This is a genomic window from Streptomyces sp. NPDC054841, from assembly GCF_053611045.1.
In genome coordinates this window covers 1-17,263 of the sequence record NZ_JBSGZO010000154.1, presented here as the reverse complement: position 1 = coordinate 17,263, position 17,263 = coordinate 1, and the positions used below count along the sequence as shown (strand labels likewise).

The following is a 17,263-nucleotide window of genomic DNA, read 5'->3' as shown; positions in this document are numbered from 1 at the left end:
CCCGCCGGCCCTCGCGCGCCGTCATCGGACGGCCCGGCCGCCGGGGGCCGGGCCATCGGGAAGTTCTCGTCCTGGACGGACTCGTCAGTCGATGCCACGGAGCAAGTCTCGCCTACCGGCGCAACAGCCGGCGGGACCTGTGGACAACCCCGTGGCTCATCGCTTGTCCGCGGGAATGCCGACGGCGGCGCAGACCCCGCGCCAGACGTCCTTCGTCTCCCAGCCGGCATCCAGCGCCTCGTGCACCGTACGGCCCCCGAGCTCCGCCATCACATGATCGCGCGCGAAGGAGTCGGCGTACGCCGCGCCGAAGTGCTCTGCCATCCGCTCCCAGAAAATCGTCAACCGCATGACACCAGTATCCAGCCCGTGAGAGTGCAGCCATGTCCGTCCGCCTTGCCGAAAGCCCTTTCCGCCCTACCGTCGGAGCATGGCTGGAACACCCCTGGCACGGGCCGAGCACTTCATCTGGCTGACGGCTCGCGTGCTCGAGCAGCGGCGGTTCGCGTACCACTTCCTGGGCGCCGGAGCGGAGCCGGTCGAGGCCGCGCTGACCGCGTATCTCAACGAGGACGGCGGTTACGGCCACGCACTCGAACCCGATCTGCGCGGCCCGGTGAGCCAGCCGCTGCACACGGCGCACGCGCTGCGGGTCCTGGACTCCATCGGGCGCTGCGGCGGGCTGCGGGTGGAGCGGATGTGCCGCTACCTCACGGACGTGGCCACCCGGGACGGGGCGCTGCCCGCGATCCACCCGTCGCAGCGCGGCTATCCGACGGCGCCGTTCATCCCGATCGTGTCCGATCCGCCGAGCGAGCTGCTGGCCACCGGCCCGGTGGTCGGTCTGCTCCACCGCAACCAGGTGTGGCACGCGTGGCTGTTCCGCGCGACCGACTTCTGCTGGGCCGCGGTCGACGCGCTGGAGAAGTCGCATCCGTACGAGTTCGAGGCGGCCATCGCGTTCCTCGACGGCGTCCCGGACCGCGCCCGCGCGGAGGAGGCGGCGGACCGCCTGGGGCGGCTCGTGCGCGAGCAGCGCCTCGCGGTGCTCGACCCGGACCGGCTCGACGCGTACCGGGTCGCGGACGGCTACGCACCGGGCGAGTACCACTTTCCGCACGACTACGCGCGCGTGCCCGACTCCCTGGCGCGGCGCTGGTTCACGGACGAGGAGATGGAGCGGTCCCTGGACCATCTCGCGGCCGAGCAGGAGGAGGACGGCGGCTGGCCGATCCGGTGGCGCCAATGGGCGCCGGGCACGGCCCTGGAGTGGCGTCCGATCGTCACGATCGAGGCACTGCGCACCCTGCGGGCGCACGGACGCCTCCTGCGCTGACAGCTGACAGCTGACCAGGGAGCGCCGAAACGAGCGGCAGCAGCAGGAGGCGCCGGCAGGAGGGCGCTGACGCCGCGCCGTGCCGCGCCCGCGTCGAGCGCCGACGAAGCGGGCAGGGCCCGTACCTCCGCACCGAAGGTCCTGTCGACGACGCGCGCCCCGTGCCGCAGGGTGTCAGCCGCCGAGAGCCCGTACACCCGCTGTGACGAGCACCGCGGCGGCGACGACGACGAGAAAGGGGGCGCGCAGGATCAGGGCGACCGCTGCCGCCCCGACTCCGGCGGCCCGGGCGTCGAGGATCAGCGCATCCCCGGTGCTGAAGGTCTGCTGCGCGGTGAGCGCGGCGAGGAGGGCCACCGGCAGCAGGGCGGCGAGCCGCTGGACGACCGGGCGCTCCAGCACACCTGCGGGCACCAGAAGACCGGCCAGTTTGACCAGGTAGCAGGCGACCGCTGTCACTCCGATCGCGATCCAGACGTTCAACGGTCCGTTCCCTTCCGGTTGTTGCTGATCCTGCGGCCTTCGCCCCAGAGGACGGCGGGCGCGGCGAGCGCTGCGACCAGCACCGGCACTCCGGCGGGAAGCACTGGCAGCAGGCCGAGGCCCAGGACGACGGCGATGCCCGCGACCACCCGTTCGGTCGTCGTGCGCAGCATGGGTGCCAGCAGTGCGAGGAAGACCGCGGGCCCGGCCGCGTCCAGCCCCCAGGCGTCGGTGTCGCCGATCGCCTCGGCGCCGAGCGCCCCGAGCAGCGTGGTGAGGTTCCACAGCACGTAGAGCGTGAGACCGGTGAGGGTGAAGCCGAGGCGTGCGGCGCGCCGTGTGGGCTGGGCCAGCGCGACGGCTGTGGTCTCGTCGATGACCCAGTGCGCCGCGACGGGCCGTACGGCGCGCGGCAGGCGCAGCAGCTGGGACAGCCGCAGGCCGTAGAACGCGTTACGGGTGCCGAGGAAGAATGCGCCGGCCGCGGCGGTGAACGGGTTGCCGCCCGCCGCGAGCGCGCCGACCAGCGCGAACTGCGACGCTCCGGTGAAGACCAGCAGGCTGAGAGCACAGGCCTGCAGAACGCTGAGCCCGGCGCCCGCGGCGGTCACCCCGAACGCGAAGCCGGACAGGCCGACGGCGAAACCGACACCGAGGGAGTCCCGTACGACGGCGGAATCGGCCTTGTCTGCCGTGGGGGCGAACTCCGGCATGGGGGCGAGCGAGGACGCATCCTCGGCGGACGTGCTCTCGGCGGATGTGCTCTCGGCGGATGTGCTCTCGGTGGACATGCTCGCCAAGGCGGATACGGGTTCCCGTGCCGTCGCGCACGCCGCGCGTCCGGCGGGGCCTCCGCCGGGATCTCCGCCAGGTATGTCTGCTGCTGTTGCTGCTGTCTGTTCTGCCACGACGCGGAGGCTACGTGGTCCGCCTGTTCCCGGTCTTGTACGTTATTGCGCTCACGCGACGTCGCCGTACCCGTTTCGCGTCAGCCTCCGTCGCTGTCAGCCAGGCGCGAAGGAGCGTGCTTCAGCGCCCTCCTCCGACCGCGCGGCCTCGTCGGCCCTGCGTCCCGCCGCCCGTGCGGCCCTTCTGGTAGGCGCCCGGCGGCACACCCACGATCCGCGTGAAGTGCCGGTTGAGATGCGGCTGATCGGTGAAGCCGACTGCGACGGCCGCCTGCGCCGGTGCGACGCCCACGTCGAGCAGTCGGCGGGCCCGGCGGACCCGCGCGTCGGTGAGCCAGGTGTGCGGAGGCATTCCGTAGCTGTCGCGGAAGGCCCGCAGCAGCGCGAACGGGCTGGTGCCGAGCTCGGCGGCCAGGTCCTGGAGTGCGGGCGGATCGTCCATCCGCTCCTCCAGCAGCGCACGAGCGCGTGCCGCGCTGCGCGCGCCTGCGGTGCGCGGCTCGCGCGGGGGCAGGGCGCTGCCGTAGTTGCGCAGCATTCGCGCGACCATGATCCGCAGCATGCTGTCGGCGGTCAGTGCGTCGCCCTCCTCGGCGGCGCGGTGGACCTCACGGATGAGCCGGGCCGCCTGGTGGTCCTCCACATCGGTCTCGGCGAATCCCGCGGTTCCGCGGATCGTCGTCGTCTCCGCGGCGATCTCGGCGACCACCTGCGCCGATGGGTACAGCGTCCAGTACACCCAGCCCTCGGGCACTCCGGCTCTGGCCGTGTGCGGGACCTCCGGGTTGATCATGACGACGGTGCCGGGTCCGGCGTGCACGACCCCGCCGGGCAGCCCGACGTCCTCGATTCCGCCGGTGATCGTGCCGAAGACATACCCCTCGTGGCTGTGGCGGGGAAAGGTGTGGCGGATGTAGCGGGCCCTGAGCAGATCGATGCCGGGCAGCCGTTCGTGCTGCCAGTAACGTGCCCACTCGCCCTCGGCCATGAGCGCATTCTCGCAGGTCCGGACGATTGTCAGTGGGGCGGTGCACGATGGGGGCATGTCCAGGACCGCGCTCGATTCCTTCTCCCCCGCGACCCGCGGCTGGTTCACGGGGGCGTTCAGCGCGCCCACCGCTGCCCAGGAAGGGGCCTGGCAGGCCATCGGGCAGGGGGCGGACGTGCTGGTCGTGGCGCCGACCGGCTCGGGCAAGACCCTCGCCGCGTTCCTGGCCGCCCTCGACCGGCTCGCGTCCGCCCCGCCACCCGCGGATGCGAGAAAGCGCTGCCGAGTGCTGTACGTGTCCCCGCTGAAGGCGCTCGCGGTCGATGTCGAGCGGAATCTGCGCAGCCCGCTGACCGGTATCCGCCAGGAGTCCGTGCGGCTGGGGCTGCCCGAGCCCGAGGTGCGGGTCGGGATCCGCTCCGGTGACACTCCGGCCGCCGAGCGGCGGGCGCTGGCGACCCGCCCGCCGGACATTCTGATCACCACGCCCGAGTCGCTGTTCCTGATGCTGACGTCCTCCACGCGCGAGGCGCTGACCGGTGTCGAGACGGTGATCCTGGACGAGGTGCATGCGGTCGCGGGGACCAAGAGGGGCGCGCATCTCGCCCTGTCCCTGGAGCGGCTGGACGAGCTGCTGCCGCGCCCCGCCCGCCGGATCGGTCTGTCCGCGACCGTCCGGCCGGTGGACGAGGTGGCGCGCTATCTGTCGCCGCAGCGCAAGGTGGAGATCGTCCAGCCGCCGTCCGGCAAGGAGTTCGACCTCTCCGTCGTCGTCCCGGTCGAGGATCTGGGCGAGCTGGGAGGCTCCCCCGCCGCCGAGGCCGACGGCGGCGGCTCCGGCGAGAAGCCGTCGATCTGGCCGCATGTCGAGGAGCGGATCGCGGACCTGGTGCAGGCGCACCGCTCGACGATCGTCTTCGCCAACTCCCGCCGCCTCGCCGAGCGTCTGTGCAACCGGCTGAACGAGATCGCGTACGAACGGGCCATGGGCACGGCGTTCGATGCGCGCGGCTCCGCCACGACCCTTCCGGAAGGCGCTCCCCCTGCCGAGATCATGGCCCAGTCCGGCGCCGCGCAGGGAGCCCCGGCGCTGCTCGCCCGCGCGCACCACGGCTCGGTCTCCAAGGAACAGCGCGCGCTCGTCGAGGAGGACCTGAAGGCGGGCCGGCTGCCGGCGGTCGTCGCCACCTCCAGTCTGGAGCTGGGCATCGACATGGGTGCGGTCGATCTCGTGGTCCAGGTCGAGTCGCCGCCGTCCGTCGCATCCGGACTGCAGCGCGTCGGCCGCGCGGGACACCAGGTCGGCGCGGTCTCCACGGGCGTGGTCTTCCCCAAGTACCGGGGGGATCTGGTGCAGGCCGCCGTGGTCACCGAGCGGATGCGCTCCGGCTCCATCGAGTCCCTGCGCGTCCCCGCGAATCCCCTGGACGTGCTGGCCCAGCAGCTCGTCGCCATGGTCGCCCTCGACACGTGGCAGGTGGACGATCTGCTCGCCGTCGTGCGCCGCGCCGCACCCTTCGCCTCGCTCCCCGAGTCGGCGTTCACGGCCGTGCTCGACATGCTCGCGGGGCGCTATCCGTCCGACGCCTTCGCGGAGTTGCGCCCGCGCGTGGTGTGGGACCGGGTCGCCGGGACGGTCACGGGGCGTCCCGGCGCACAGCGACTCGCGGTCACCTCGGGCGGCACCATCCCGGACCGCGGACTGTTCGGCGTCTTCCTGGCGGGGGCGGACCCGAAGAAGGGCGGCGGCCGGGTCGGCGAGCTCGACGAGGAAATGGTGTACGAGTCCCGCGTCGGCGACGTCTTCACGCTCGGCACCACCTCCTGGCGGATCGAGGACATCACGCGCGACCGGGTGCTGGTCTCCCCCGCTCCCGGAGTGCCGGGCCGGCTCCCGTTCTGGAAGGGCGACCAGCTGGGGCGGCCGCTCGAACTGGGCCGCGCGGTGGGCGCGTTCCTCCGGGAGATCGGCTCGCTCTCCGACGAGGACGCGCGGCTGCGGCTGATGACCGCCGGGCTCGACGCCTGGGCCGCCGGCAATGTGCTGGCTTATCTGGACGAGCAGCGCCGCGCCTGCGGCCATGTCCCCGACGACCGCACCATCCTCGTCGAGCGGTTCCGTGACGAGCTGGGTGACTGGCGGGTCGTGGTGCACTCCCCGTTCGGTGCCCAGGTGCATGCCCCGTGGGCGCTCGCGCTCGGCGCCCGCCTCGCCGAGCGGTACGGCATGGACGCGCAGGTCATGCACGCCGACGACGGCATCGTGCTGCGGCTGCCCGACGCCGACCTGATGGGCCTGGACCTGCTCGACCAGGACCCGGTGCACCTCGACACCACCTACGACAGCGAGCAGGCTCCCGTCGGCGCCGCGGACACCCTCTTCGACAAGGGTGAGATCGGCCAGATCGTCACCGACCAGGTGGGCGGTTCCGCGCTGTTCGCGTCCCGGTTCCGTGAGTGCGCGGCGCGTGCCCTGCTGCTGCCGCGCCGGAACCCCGGCAAGCGCACCCCGCTCTGGCAGCAGCGTCAGCGCGCGGCGCAGCTGCTGCAGGTGGCGAGCGAGTTCGGCTCGTTCCCCATCGTGCTGGAGGCCGTGCGGGAGTGCCTCCAGGACGTCTTCGACGTCCCCGGGCTCACGGAACTGATGGGCGACATCGAATCCCGCCGGGTCCGCCTGGTCGAGGTCACCACCCCGGAGCCGTCCCCGTTCGCCCGTTCCCTCCTCTTCGGCTATGTGGCGCAGTTCCTGTACGAGGGAGACTCACCGCTCGCCGAGCGGCGCGCCGCGGCCCTGTCCCTGGACTCCCGGCTGCTCGCCGAGTTGCTCGGCCAGGCCGAGCTCCGCGAGCTGCTCGACGCGGACGTGCTGACCGAGCTGGAGCAGGAGCTGCAGTGGCTCACGGACGACCGCAAGGTCAAGGACGCGGAGGGTGTCGCCGATCTGCTGAGGGTGCTGGGGCCGCTCACCGGCGCCGAGCTGGCCGAGCGGGGCGCCGATCCGCGCTGGCCCGAGGAGCTGGTCGCGTCCCGGCGCGCCATCCGGGTCCGTATCGCCGGAGCCGACCACTGGGCGGCGGTCGAGGACGCCGGACGGCTGCGGGACGCACTGGGCACGGCGCTTCCGGTGGGCGTTCCCGAGGCGTTCACGGAGCCCGTCAAGGACCCGCTGGGCGATCTGCTGGCCCGCTTCGCCCGTACGCACGGACCGTTCACCTCGTCCCAAGCTGCCGCCCGGTTCGGCCTGGGCGCCGCCGTCACGGACGGCGCACTGCAGCGCCTGGCGGCGAGCGGGCGGGTGGTTCAGGGCGAGTTCCACCCCTCGGGCATCGGCCAGGAATGGTGTGATGCGGCCGTGCTGAGGCGACTGCGGCGGCGCTCGCTCGCCGCGCTCCGCCAGGAGCTGGAGCCGGTTCCACCGGCCGCGCTCGCCACCTTCCTCCCCCAGTGGCAGCATCTGGGGAACAACAGCCTGCGCGGTATCGACGGACTGGCCCGCGCCATCGAGCAGTTGCAGGGCGCTCCCGTGCCTGCCTCCGCGCTGGAGAAGCTGATCCTCCCCTCCCGCGTCACGGGGTACTCACCCACCCTGCTCGACGAACTGACCACGACCGGCGAGGTGGTGTGGGCCGGAGCGGGCGCGCTGCCCGGCAAGGACGGCTGGATCTCCCTCTATCTCGCGGACGCGGCCCCGCTGCTGCTCCCGCAGCCGCACCCACTGGAGCTGTCCGCCCTCCACGAATCGGTGCTCACCACTCTCTCCGGCGGATACGGCCTGTTCTTCCGGCAGATCGCCGACCAGATCCGCGCCACCACCCACCCGGACGTCACCGATCCCCAACTGGCCGATGCCCTCTGGGACCTGGCCTGGTCCGGGCGGCTCACCAACGACACGCTGGCACCGCTGCGCTCGCTCCTCGGCTCGGGCCGTACCGCCGGCTCCACGGCGCACCGCGCCAAGCGCACGATCCCGCGCGGGCGTTACGGCTCGCTGACCGCCGCCGCGCGCCCGGCGTCCCGCACCGGACCGCCGACCGTCTCCGGGCGCTGGTCCCTGCTCCCCGCCCTGGAGCCGGACCCCACACACCGCGCCCATGCCCTGGCCCGGACCCTGCTGGACCGTCATGGCGTGGTGACCCGGGGCGCGGTCGCGGCCGAAGGGGTCGAGGGCGGCTTCTCGGCGACGTACCGCATCCTGTCCGCGTTCGAGGACAGCGGGCAGGCCCGGCGCGGCTATGTCGTCGAGGGCCTCGGGGCGGCCCAGTTCGCGATGGACGGTGCGGTGGACCGGCTCCGTGCGGCGGCGACCGCCCGCGACCGCGCCGAGGCACACACAGCTCCCCGTGCCGTGGTCCTGGCCGCGGCCGATCCGGCGAACGCGTACGGGGCGGCCCTCTCCTGGCCCGAGCCGCCGACCGGCGCGGGCCACAAGCCCGGCCGCAAGGCGGGCTCCTTGGTCGTCCTCGTCGACGGCGAGCTCACCCTCTACATGGAGCGCGGCGGCAAGACCTTGCTGTCCTGGCCGACCGAGCCGGACGCCCCGGCGCTCCGGGCCGCGGCCGAGGCCCTCGCCGCGGCGGCCCGCGCGGGCGCGCTCGGCACGGTCACGGTCGAGCGCATCAACGGAGCCACGGCTCTGACCTCTCCCCTGTCCCGCCCGCTGGAGGAATCCGGATTCCACGCCACCCCGAGGGGCCTGCGCCTGCGCCCCTGACCACTGGCCCGGGTCCCGCGCCCCGCGCCCCGCGCCCCGGTGACGGGTCCCACGCATGCGCGCGAAGGCGCCGCGCGTGCGTGCAAGGGCGACGCCCGTGCGCCCCTGCCGCATCATGGGTGCCATGCCCGAAGGAGACACCGTCTGGCTGACCGCCCGGAAGCTGCACGACGCCCTGGCCGGGCGGACGCTCACGCGCTCCGACCTGCGGGTCCCGCGGTTCGCCACAGCGGATCTCACGGGCCGGGAGGTCCTTGACGTCACTCCGCGCGGCAAGCACCTGCTCACCCGCGTCGAGGGCGGCCTCACCCTCCACTCGCATCTGCGGATGGACGGCTCCTGGCAGGTGTACGAGCCGGGCGAGCGCTGGCGCGGCGGCCCGAGCCACCAGATCCGGGCGATCCTCGGCAATGCGGAGCGTGTCGCCGTCGGGTACCGCCTCCCGGTGCTGGAGCTGCTCCGCACCCAGGACGAGGAGAAGGTGGTCGGGCATCTCGGACCCGATCTGCTGGGTCCCGACTGGGACCCCGGCACCGCGCTGCGCAATCTGCTCGCCGACCCGGCCCGGGCACTCGGTGAAGCCCTGCTCGACCAGCGCAATCTGGCCGGCATCGGCAACGTCTACAAATCGGAGCTGGCCTTCATGGCCCGGGTCACGCCATGGCTCCCGATCGGCGAGCTTCCCTCGGGCGTTCCCGAGCGGCTGGTCTCGACGGCCCATCGCCTCCTTGAGGTGAACAAGGACCGCTTCGACCGCCGGACCACGCCCACCGCGGGCCGTACCGAACAGCGCCTGTTCGTGTACGGCCGCGAGGGCCGCCCCTGTCTGCGCTGCGGCACCCTGATCCACAGGGCGGGCCAGGACGACCGCGTCACTTACTGGTGTCCGGGCTGCCAGTCCGGCCCGAGCGGCTGAAGACGCGGTGGCCGGCCACCCGGGCTGCACGTCCACGCCCCGCTCCGAACCCACCGCACGACACTAGTTGACGATCCGTCAGATCCAGTCGTACGGTCACCGGCATGCCCCTCACCGCGTACGACCTCACCGGCCGCACCGCGTTCGTCACGGGCGCGGCGAGCGGCATCGGCCGCGCCACCGCCGTTCTCCTCGCCCAGGCGGGCGCCACCGTCCACTGCGCGGACGTGGTCGAGAAAGGCCTCCACGAGACCCGGACCCTGATCGCCGACAGCGGCGGCACGGCCCACACCCATCTCGTCGACGTGAGCGACCGGGACCGGCTCCACACGGCCGTCACGGCGGCCGCCACCGCATCCGGCCCGCTGCACATCATGGCCGCGGTAGCCGGAATCATGCATTCCAGCTCCGTCCTCGAGACCCGTGACGAGGACCTCGACCGGGTACTCGCCATCAACTTCAAGGGCGTGTTGTACGCCTGCCAGGCCGCGGCCCGCTCCATGATCGACGCGGGCGTACGGGGCTCGATCATCACCATGGCCTCCGGCGCGGTCGACGCCGCGAACCCGGGCCTGCTGTGCTACAGCGTGGCCAAGGCTGCCGTCGTCCAGCTCACCAAGACCCTGGCCGCCGAGCTCGGTCCGTATGCCGTCCGGGTCAACGCGGTCGCCCCGGGCTGGATCCGTACGCCCATGACCGACCGTCATGACGCGGCGTTGCAGCAGAAGGCGGAGGCCGCCATGGTCCGGCTGTCACCGCTCGGGAGGGTCGGCGAGCCCGAGGACATCGCACACGCGGTCCTCCATCTCGCCTCCGACGCGTCGTCTTTCACGACGGGTCAGATCCTCCGCCCGAACGGTGGCGTCGCCATGCCGTGGTAGCCGTGGTCGTTCCCCCGGCCGCACCGGCATCCCCGGCTCGCGACGCGACATGCACCGGCAACAGGCTGAGCCCCCACCCGCCTGCCGCCACTGCCCCCTCGACGAGTCCCGCATGCTCCGGCACCAGCACCAGCCGCAGAACGGCCCACCACCACATCGCGCCCAGTGCGAGCACCGGCAGCAGGACCCATCGCCTTACCATGGCCGCCTCCTCCGGTCGACGCTAGACCGGACCGATCACTCGGCGGGAGGGCGCACCGGATGCACACCAGGCGCGCCCGCAGCGTATGTGCCTGGCGCCCCAGAGGTTCATGCACCGGGCCATGCGCCCGCGCACGCCGCAGGCAACGCCGGCCGGCTCAGCCGTCGGCGGAGCCTCCGGCCCACCTTCGGCCATGGTCACCGCGCTACACGCTCTCCGCCTGGAACATCCAGGCGTGCTTCTCCAGGTCGGCCGTGAGCCCGATCAGGATGTCCTGGCTCACCGGGTCCGGTTCCGCCGTGGCCTTGATCCGTTCGCGCATCCTCGCAATCACCGAGCCCAGCGCCTTCACCAACGTGCTCACCACGTCGGAGTCCTGGATCCAGCCGTCCGGCACCTTGCCGATGCCGCTCGTCGAGGCGACCGTCGCGGCCCGGCCGTCGGGTGTGACACCGATCGCGGCAGCACGTTCGGCCACGGTGTCCGAGTGCAGCCTGGCCGTGGCGACGACATCGTCCAGCTGGAGGTGCACCGAACGGAAGCGTGGCCCGACGACGTTCCAGTGGACCTGCTTGGCCACGAGCGCCAGGTCGACCAGGTCCACCAGTGCACCCTGAAGGGCCTCACCCGTGACCTTGCGTTCCTGCTCGGAGAGCGGGCTCTTCACCACAGACATCGCGACCTCCGTTCCCATGGCGCCGTGTCGATGACACCGCTGCGATGACACCGCTCTCCACCATGGCACATATGCCACAAAACGGTCAGGCGAGAGAAAAGTGAAGCCCCGGCCGGGTAGCCCGGCCGGGGCTCACACGTGGAGATCAAGCAGCGACGACATCCACCGCTTCCGCGGGCGCCTTGATCGTCACCCGTTCGGTCGGCACGCCCGCCACCGACGTCACGGACACCGAACTGAGCGGACGCACCGGTGCGGACACCGGCTCGCTCGCCGCTGCCGACTCGGCCAGTTCGGCCAGCGACAGCTCGTCGCTCACTTCACGCATGAGCTCGGACATCCGTACGTCAAGCGCGTCGCAGATCGCGGAGAGCAGCTCGGAGGAAGCCTCCTTCTGCCCCCGCTCCACCTCGGAGAGATAGCCGAGAGAAACTCGGGCGGACGAGGAGACTTCGCGCAGAGTACGGCCCTGACGCTGGCGCTGCCGACGCAGCACGTCACCCAGCAGGCGACGGAGCAGAATCATCGGTGGCTCCCTCCTCGGACCGTGTAGCCGCATCCTTCACGCCCCACCGTACCGCCTCGCGCTGCGGCCGTGCGGGGAGCGATGTCGTGTTCACTCAGGGCTGCAAACATCAATTCCCCCCGTTCTGTTCCGTATCCTGTGCCCGCCCATTCCCCGAAAGTTCCCCGGCGAGCAGTTCCAGCACGCTCCGTACACTCTCTCTACGGATTTCCGCACGGTCGCCGTTCAATCGCAGCGCGTGCACTTTCTGTGCGCCGTCCGGGCCGGCGACCGCCACGAAGACCGTTCCCACGGGCTGCCCGTCCTGCGCCTCGGGCCCCGCGACTCCGGTGGTCGCGATCCCCCAGCCGGCGCCCAGCCGGGCCCGCACACCCGCCGCCATCTGCGCGGCCACCTCGGAATCGACCGCACCGCGCTCGGCCAGAAGGGCCCCGTCGACCCCCAGAAGATCCTGCTTCACGGCCGTTGCGTACGCCGTCACGGAGCCGCGGAAGGACTTCGAGGCCCCGGGTACGGAGGTCAGCTCCGCGGCCACCAGACCGCCCGTGAGCGACTCCGCGACGGCCAGGGTCTCGCCACGCTCCGCAAGCAGCGCGAGCACCCCGGCCGCGAGGCTCATCGTGAGGACTCCGCGGTGTCCCGCGCAGCGGCGCGCTCGGCAGCGAGCCCCTTGCGTCGCAGGACCACCGCCTGTCGCACGTAATCCAGCCCGGTGACCACGGTCAGCACGACCGCGACCGCCATCACCCACCAGCGCAGGGTCGCCAGCGGACCGGTCAGCACGAGGACGTACATCCCGACCGCCGTGCCCTGGGCGAGGGTCTTCATCTTGCCGCCGCGGCTGGCCGGAATCACCCCGTGCCGGATCACCCAGAAGCGCATCAGCGTGATCCCCAGCTCACGGAAGAGGATCACTCCCGTCACCCACCAGGGCAGATCTCCGAGCGCCGAGAGACAGATCAGACCGGCCGCCATGATCGCCTTGTCCGCGATCGGGTCCGCGATCTTCCCGAAGTCCGTGACCAGGTTGTACTGGCGCGCCAGATGGCCGTCGAAGATATCGGTGATCATGGCGACGGCGAACGCCGCCCATGCCCAGGCACGCCAGACGGGGTCGTGGCCGCCGTCCTGGAGCAGCAGGATCACGAACCCGGGGACCAGCACCAGGCGCACCATGGTGAGGATGTTCGCGATGTTCCACAGGCTGGCCTGGTTGACGGCCGCAGCGCCCAGCTTGCCGCCGGGCGCCGGCTTGCCGGTACCGCCCGCAGCGGATGCCGGGACTCCGGTCATCTGCCTGCCTCCTCACGACACTCGGAGACGACGTCGGCCACCAGGTCGACGCCCTCCGTTCCCACCACCTTGGCCTCGACGATACGTCCGGGCGCCAGGCCCTCGGGGGCGGTGAAGATCACCTGGCCGTCGGTCTCGGGCGCCTGGTGGGCGGCGCGGCCCACCGCACCGTCCTCGCCGTCCACGCTCTCGACCAGCACGTGCAGGGTCTCGCCGATCCGCTCCTCCGCACGCTGCGCGGTCAGCTCCTCGGCGAGCCGGGACAGATGCGCGAGACGCTCGTCGATGACGTCCTGGTCGAGCTTCAGGTCGTAGCCCGCGGCCTCGGTGCCGTCCTCGTCGGAGTAGCCGAAGACGCCGATGGCGTCCAGCCGCGCCTCGTTGAGGAAGCGCTCCAGCTCGTTGAAGTCCACCTCGGTCTCCCCCGGGAAGCCGACGATGAAGTTGGACCGCACGCCCGCCTGCGGAGCCTTGGAGCGGATCGTCTCCAGCAGCTCCAGGAACCGCTCGGTGTCCCCGAAGCGCCGCATCGCGCGCAGCACGGCGGGCGCACTGTGCTGGAACGACAGGTCGAAGTACGGCGCGACCTTCTCCGTCGACGTCAGCACGTCGATGAGACCAGGACGCATCTCGGCGGGCTGCAGATAGCTGACCCGGATCCGCTCGATGCCGTCGACCGACGCGAGCTCCGGCAGCAGGGTCTCCAGCAGCCGGATGTCGCCGAGGTCCTTGCCGTACGAGGTGTTGTTCTCGGAGACCAGCATGATCTCCTTGACGCCCTGCTCGGCGAGCCAGCGCGTCTCGTTCAGGACATCGCTCGGGCGGCGGGAGACGAACGAGCCGCGGAACGACGGGATCGCGCAGAACGAGCAGCGCCGGTCGCAGCCCGAGGCGAGCTTCACCGAGGCGACCGGGCTGGTGTCCAGTCTGCGGCGCAGCGGCGCGCGCGGCCCGGAGGCGGGCGCGAGACCGTCGGGGAGGTCGGCCGGGACGTCCTCGGGGGCCTGAGCAGGGGCCGGGACGGGCGCTTGGGCGTGCCCGGGCAGAGCCACGTCCGCGAGCGAGTCCTGCCGCTGCGAGGGGCTGATGGGCAGCAGCTTGCGCCGGTCGCGCGGAGTGTGCGAGGCGTGGATTCCGCCGCTCAGGATGGTCTGGAGCCGGTCGGAGATGTCGGCGTAGTCGTCGAAGCCCAGCACGCCGTCCGCCTCGGGCAGGGCGTCCGCGAGCTCTTTGCCGTACCGCTCGGCCATGCAGCCCACGGCGACGACGGCCTGGGTCTTCCCATGATCCTTGAGATCGTTGGCTTCGAGCAGCGCGTCGACGGAGTCCTTCTTGGCGGCTTCGACGAATCCGCAGGTGTTGACGACCGCGACATCCGCGTCGGCGGCTTCCTCGACGAGCTCCCAGCCGTCCGCTGCCAAGCGGCCTGCGAGCTCCTCCGAGTCCACCTCGTTACGGGCGCAGCCAAGAGTGACAAGGGCGACGGTACGGCGTTCGGGCATGGACTCAAGACTACTTTGTCCTGGCCCACGCCCGATCCGCGAGGTTATCGGTCGGGGACCACCGGTCCCCGGGGGTCAGCCGGCCTCGGGGTCACCCTTCGAGTAGGACAGTCGTTCGACCTGCCCGTTCTCGAACTGGTCCGCCACCTTCTTGCCGTTCACGAACAGATCGATCGCGCCGGCATTGCCCAGGATCAGGTCCAGCCGCTCGTCGTCCTGGAAGGTCTTGGACTCGCCCGCGAGCAGCAGCCCGTCGAAGAGCAGCTTGCCGTTGGCGGATTTGGCGGAGATCCAGCTCTTGTCGTCGACGGCGGACAGCTTCACCGTCACCTTGTCCTGCGGTACGGCGGCGATGGCGCTCTCGGAGGGGTCCGGCTTGGGATCGGCCGGCTTGGCCGGGGCCGGCTTCTTGGTGGGCTTCTCGGGCGTCGGGCCCTCGGCGACCTTCTTGGTGCCGTTGCCGTCGTCTCCGCCGTTGACGAGCGTGAAGCCGGCGAATCCGATGACGGCGACGATCGCCGCGACCATCGCGGCGGTCCAGTTCGGGCGCCTGGGCTCGGGGCGGATACGTTCCGCCTCGAAGAGGGGGGCTGCGGGTGTGGGCGAGGGCCTGCCGCCGTGCTCCGCGTCGTACTGCGCGATGAACGGAGCCGGATCCAGTCCAACGGCACGTGCGAGCGTCCTGATGTGCCCGCGCGCGTACACATCACCACCGCAGCGGGAGAAGTCGTCCTGCTCGATCGCCTGCACGATGGGGACGCGCACGCGGGTGGAGGTACTGACCTCGTCGATGGTCAGACCTGCGTCGGTACGAGCCTGCTGGAGTGAGCGACCGATCGAAGGCCGGTCGTCCTCGATCGAAGGCCGGTCGTCTTCGGGGGAGTTGCCGATGGACACGGGGGCGCCTTTCGAGCGTGTAGCCACCTGCTGGAGGTTCAGTCTAGGGGTGGTACGAAAGGGTGGGGCAACCGGGCGGATGCCGTTTGTACGCCATCAGAATGGAAGGACAGCGTGAGGACGGGACACGGTGCTGCCCCTCCCTCCAACTTGACGTACGACCAAGGGAAACGGTTGCCTCATTTTCCCCTACGAGTGAGACTCCCCGCGGATCACCGCGAGCACTCCATCCAGCTCATCAGGTTTCACCAGGACGTCGCGCGCCTTTGAGCCCTCGCTGGGTCCCACGATGTTCCGCGACTCCATGAGGTCCATCAGCCGGCCGGCCTTCGCGAAGCCGACGCGCAGCTTCCGCTGGAGCATGGACGTCGACCCGAACTGGGTGGAAACCACCAGCTCGGCGGCCTGGCAGAGCAGATCGAGATCGTCGCCGATGTCCTCGTCGATCTCCTTCTTCTGCTTCGTCCCGACCACCACGTCGTCCCGGAAGACGGGGGCCATCTGGTCCTTGCAGTGCTGGACTACGGCCGCGACCTCCTCCTCGGTGACGAAGGCGCCCTGCATACGGGTCGGCTTGTTCGCACCCATTGGGAGGAACAGACCGTCACCCTTTCCGATCAACTTTTCGGCACCGGGCTGGTCGAGGATGACCCGGCTGTCGGCGAGCGACGAGGTGGCGAAGGCGAGCCGCGAGGGCACATTCGCCTTGATCAGACCCGTGACGACATCGACGGAGGGCCGCTGGGTGGCGAGTACCAGATGGATACCGGCCGCGCGCGCCAGCTGGGTGATGCGGACGATGGCGTCCTCGACGTCCCGCGGGGCGACCATCATCAGGTCCGCGAGCTCGTCGACTATGACCAGCAGGTACGGATACGGCTGGAGGTCGCGCTCGCTGCCTTCGGGCAGTTTGACCTTGCCGTTCCGGATGGCCTGGTTGAAGTCGTCGATGTGCCGGTAACCGAATGCCGCGAGGTCGTCGTAGCGCAGATCCATCTCGCGGACGACCCACTGCAGCGCCTCGGCGGCCCGCTTCGGGTTGGTGATGATGGGCGTGATCAGGTGCGGGATGCCCTCGTACGCGGTCAGCTCGACCCGCTTGGGGTCGACGAGGACCATCCGGACGTCCTCCGGAGTCGCTCTTATCATCACCGAGGTGATGAGGCAGTTGATGCACGAGGACTTTCCCGATCCGGTGGCACCGGCGACCAGGACGTGCGGCATCTTCGCGAGGTTGGCCATCACATAGCCGCCCTCGACGTCCTTGCCTAGCGCGACCAGCATGGGGTGGTCGTCCCCCGCCGCGTCGGCCAGGCGCAGCACATCGCCGAGGTTGACCATCTCGCGGTCGGAATTGGGGATCTCGATGCCGACGGCGGACTTGCCGGGGATCGGCGAGATGATCCGGACATCCGGACTGGCCACGGCGTACGCGATGTTCTTGGTCAGCGCGGTGATCCGCTCGACCTTCACGGCCGGTCCCAGTTCCACCTCGTAGCGGGTGACCGTCGGGCCGCGGGTGAAGCCGGTGACCGCGGCGTCGACCTTGAACTCCGCGAAGACGTTCGTCAGCGACGCGACGATCGCGTCGTTCGCGGCACTGCGGGTCTTGCCCGGACCGCCGCGCTCCAGCAGGTCCAGCGACGGGAGCGCGTACGTGATGTCGCCGGACAGCTGGAGCTGCTCGGCGCGCGGCGGGAGGGGCTGGGACTCCTCGGGTGCGGGTTTGGTCAGGTCCGGTACGGCGCCGCCGGAAGCGGCGGACACCGGCTGCTCGCTCCTGGCGCCCGGTACGGGCCCGACGGCGCGCTCCCGGTCGGCGGTGACGTCCCGGGTCAGGTCGGCGACGATCGGCGAGGGCGGCATCCCGTTGAGCACGGCCCCGTCCAGGGCGGCGGCGGCGGCCGCGGCCACGTCGACCGCGTCCATGGGCCGGTCCGGGAC

General features: G+C 71.3%; 16 protein-coding genes. 4 read left to right on the top strand and 12 right to left on the bottom strand.

The window, feature by feature from the left end; genetic code table 11:
* Nucleotides 1-156: 156 nt before the first annotated feature.
* Nucleotides 157-351 carry a DUF3046 domain-containing protein gene (locus ACWGI8_RS21165; RefSeq protein ID WP_453662972.1) on the bottom strand — a complete coding sequence of 65 codons (195 nt, stop codon included), beginning with the start codon at nt 349-351 and terminating at the stop codon, nt 157-159.
* Nucleotides 352-430: 79 nt separating this feature from the next.
* On the opposite strand from ACWGI8_RS21165, the gene ACWGI8_RS21160 reads away from it, so the two are divergent.
* On the top strand, nt 431-1,336 hold the full coding sequence (locus ACWGI8_RS21160) for a hypothetical protein (protein WP_453662971.1): 906 nt from the start codon (nt 431-433) through the stop codon (nt 1,334-1,336).
* 174 nt (nt 1,337-1,510) lie between these two features.
* On the opposite strand, the gene ACWGI8_RS21155 is transcribed toward ACWGI8_RS21160, so the two are convergent.
* From ACWGI8_RS21155 to ACWGI8_RS21145, 3 genes are all read right to left on the bottom strand, one after another.
* The gene (locus ACWGI8_RS21155) at nt 1,511-1,819 is read right to left on the bottom strand and encodes an AzlD domain-containing protein (protein ID WP_453662969.1); all 309 of its coding nucleotides are present in this window, start codon (nt 1,817-1,819) and stop codon (nt 1,511-1,513) included.
* Entirely contained in the window at nt 1,816-2,532 is a 717-nt protein-coding gene (locus tag ACWGI8_RS21150) for an AzlC family ABC transporter permease (RefSeq protein ID WP_453662974.1), read from the bottom strand. Before ACWGI8_RS21150 ends, ACWGI8_RS21155 begins: the two co-directional genes overlap by 4 nt.
* A 316-nt stretch (nt 2,533-2,848) precedes the next feature.
* A complete protein-coding gene (locus tag ACWGI8_RS21145) occupies nt 2,849-3,715 on the bottom strand; it encodes an AraC family ligand binding domain-containing protein (RefSeq protein WP_453662967.1) in 867 nt (288 codons plus the stop codon).
* A 55-nt stretch (nt 3,716-3,770) separates the two neighbouring features.
* Between ACWGI8_RS21145 and ACWGI8_RS21140 the strand changes: the two genes are divergently transcribed.
* The 3 genes from ACWGI8_RS21140 (at nt 3,771) to ACWGI8_RS21130 (ending at nt 10,223) form a co-directional block, all read left to right on the top strand.
* Nucleotides 3,771-8,426, top strand: a complete 4,656-nt coding sequence (locus ACWGI8_RS21140; RefSeq protein WP_453662965.1) for an ATP-dependent helicase — start codon at nt 3,771-3,773, stop codon at nt 8,424-8,426.
* A gap of 124 nt (nt 8,427-8,550) precedes the next feature.
* Nucleotides 8,551-9,342, top strand: coding sequence for an Fpg/Nei family DNA glycosylase (locus ACWGI8_RS21135; RefSeq protein WP_453662964.1), 792 nt, complete (start codon nt 8,551-8,553; stop codon nt 9,340-9,342).
* Between the two features lie 104 nt (nt 9,343-9,446).
* Nucleotides 9,447-10,223: an SDR family NAD(P)-dependent oxidoreductase gene (locus tag ACWGI8_RS21130; protein ID WP_453662963.1), complete on the top strand. Its 777-nt coding sequence runs from the start codon at nt 9,447-9,449 to the stop codon at nt 10,221-10,223.
* Here the strand turns inward: ACWGI8_RS21130 and ACWGI8_RS21125 are convergent.
* The 8 genes from ACWGI8_RS21125 to ACWGI8_RS21090 all read right to left on the bottom strand — a co-directional run.
* Nucleotides 10,171-10,425: a hypothetical protein gene (locus ACWGI8_RS21125; protein WP_453662962.1), complete on the bottom strand. Its 255-nt coding sequence runs from the start codon at nt 10,423-10,425 to the stop codon at nt 10,171-10,173. The genes ACWGI8_RS21130 and ACWGI8_RS21125 overlap by 53 nt on opposite strands.
* A gap of 205 nt (nt 10,426-10,630) precedes the next feature.
* Nucleotides 10,631-11,101 (bottom strand): Dps family protein, encoded by a 471-nt coding sequence (locus ACWGI8_RS21120; RefSeq protein ID WP_453662960.1) that lies wholly within the window; start codon nt 11,099-11,101, stop codon nt 10,631-10,633.
* Nucleotides 11,102-11,246: 145 nt separating this feature from the next.
* Nucleotides 11,247-11,627 carry a helix-turn-helix domain-containing protein gene (locus ACWGI8_RS21115; RefSeq protein WP_453662959.1) on the bottom strand — a complete coding sequence of 127 codons (381 nt, stop codon included), beginning with the start codon at nt 11,625-11,627 and terminating at the stop codon, nt 11,247-11,249.
* Between the two features lie 109 nt (nt 11,628-11,736).
* Nucleotides 11,737-12,246 (bottom strand): CinA family protein, encoded by a 510-nt coding sequence (locus ACWGI8_RS21110; protein WP_453662958.1) that lies wholly within the window; start codon nt 12,244-12,246, stop codon nt 11,737-11,739.
* Nucleotides 12,243-12,920, bottom strand: coding sequence for a CDP-diacylglycerol--glycerol-3-phosphate 3-phosphatidyltransferase (pgsA, locus tag ACWGI8_RS21105; RefSeq protein WP_453662956.1), 678 nt, complete (start codon nt 12,918-12,920; stop codon nt 12,243-12,245). Before pgsA ends, ACWGI8_RS21110 begins: the two co-directional genes overlap by 4 nt.
* Nucleotides 12,917-14,422, bottom strand: a complete 1,506-nt coding sequence (rimO, locus tag ACWGI8_RS21100) for a 30S ribosomal protein S12 methylthiotransferase RimO (protein WP_453662955.1) — start codon at nt 14,420-14,422, stop codon at nt 12,917-12,919. Before rimO ends, pgsA begins: the two co-directional genes overlap by 4 nt.
* Before the next feature lie 75 nt (nt 14,423-14,497).
* The gene (locus tag ACWGI8_RS21095; RefSeq protein ID WP_453662953.1) at nt 14,498-15,319 is read right to left on the bottom strand and encodes a helix-turn-helix domain-containing protein; all 822 of its coding nucleotides are present in this window, start codon (nt 15,317-15,319) and stop codon (nt 14,498-14,500) included.
* Between the two features lie 189 nt (nt 15,320-15,508).
* On the bottom strand, nt 15,509-17,263 hold a 1,755-nt coding region (locus ACWGI8_RS21090), incomplete at its 5' end, for a DNA translocase FtsK (protein WP_453662951.1).

What these genes read in the sequence shown, in the direction of transcription:
- ACWGI8_RS21140 (WP_453662965.1), top strand. Translation starts at nt 3,771, where the DNA reads ATGTCCAGGACCGCGCTCGATTCCTTCTCCCCCGCGACCCGCGGCTGG.
- ACWGI8_RS21135 (WP_453662964.1), top strand. Translation starts at nt 8,551, where the DNA reads ATGCCCGAAGGAGACACCGTCTGGCTGACCGCCCGGAAGCTGCACGAC.
- ACWGI8_RS21115 (WP_453662959.1), bottom strand. Translation starts at nt 11,627, where the DNA reads ATGATTCTGCTCCGTCGCCTGCTGGGTGACGTGCTGCGTCGGCAGCGC.
- ACWGI8_RS21160 (WP_453662971.1), top strand. Translation starts at nt 431, where the DNA reads ATGGCTGGAACACCCCTGGCACGGGCCGAGCACTTCATCTGGCTGACG.
- ACWGI8_RS21130 (WP_453662963.1), top strand. Translation starts at nt 9,447, where the DNA reads ATGCCCCTCACCGCGTACGACCTCACCGGCCGCACCGCGTTCGTCACG.
- ACWGI8_RS21120 (WP_453662960.1), bottom strand. Translation starts at nt 11,101, where the DNA reads ATGTCTGTGGTGAAGAGCCCGCTCTCCGAGCAGGAACGCAAGGTCACG.
- rimO (WP_453662955.1), bottom strand. Translation starts at nt 14,422, where the DNA reads ATGCCCGAACGCCGTACCGTCGCCCTTGTCACTCTTGGCTGCGCCCGT.
- ACWGI8_RS21165 (WP_453662972.1), bottom strand. Translation starts at nt 351, where the DNA reads ATGCGGTTGACGATTTTCTGGGAGCGGATGGCAGAGCACTTCGGCGCG.
- ACWGI8_RS21125 (WP_453662962.1), bottom strand. Translation starts at nt 10,425, where the DNA reads ATGGTAAGGCGATGGGTCCTGCTGCCGGTGCTCGCACTGGGCGCGATG.
- ACWGI8_RS21145 (WP_453662967.1), bottom strand. Translation starts at nt 3,715, where the DNA reads ATGGCCGAGGGCGAGTGGGCACGTTACTGGCAGCACGAACGGCTGCCC.
- ACWGI8_RS21150 (WP_453662974.1), bottom strand. Translation starts at nt 2,532, where the DNA reads ATGCCGGAGTTCGCCCCCACGGCAGACAAGGCCGATTCCGCCGTCGTA.
- ACWGI8_RS21110 (WP_453662958.1), bottom strand. Translation starts at nt 12,246, where the DNA reads ATGAGCCTCGCGGCCGGGGTGCTCGCGCTGCTTGCGGAGCGTGGCGAG.
- pgsA (WP_453662956.1), bottom strand. Translation starts at nt 12,920, where the DNA reads ATGACCGGAGTCCCGGCATCCGCTGCGGGCGGTACCGGCAAGCCGGCG.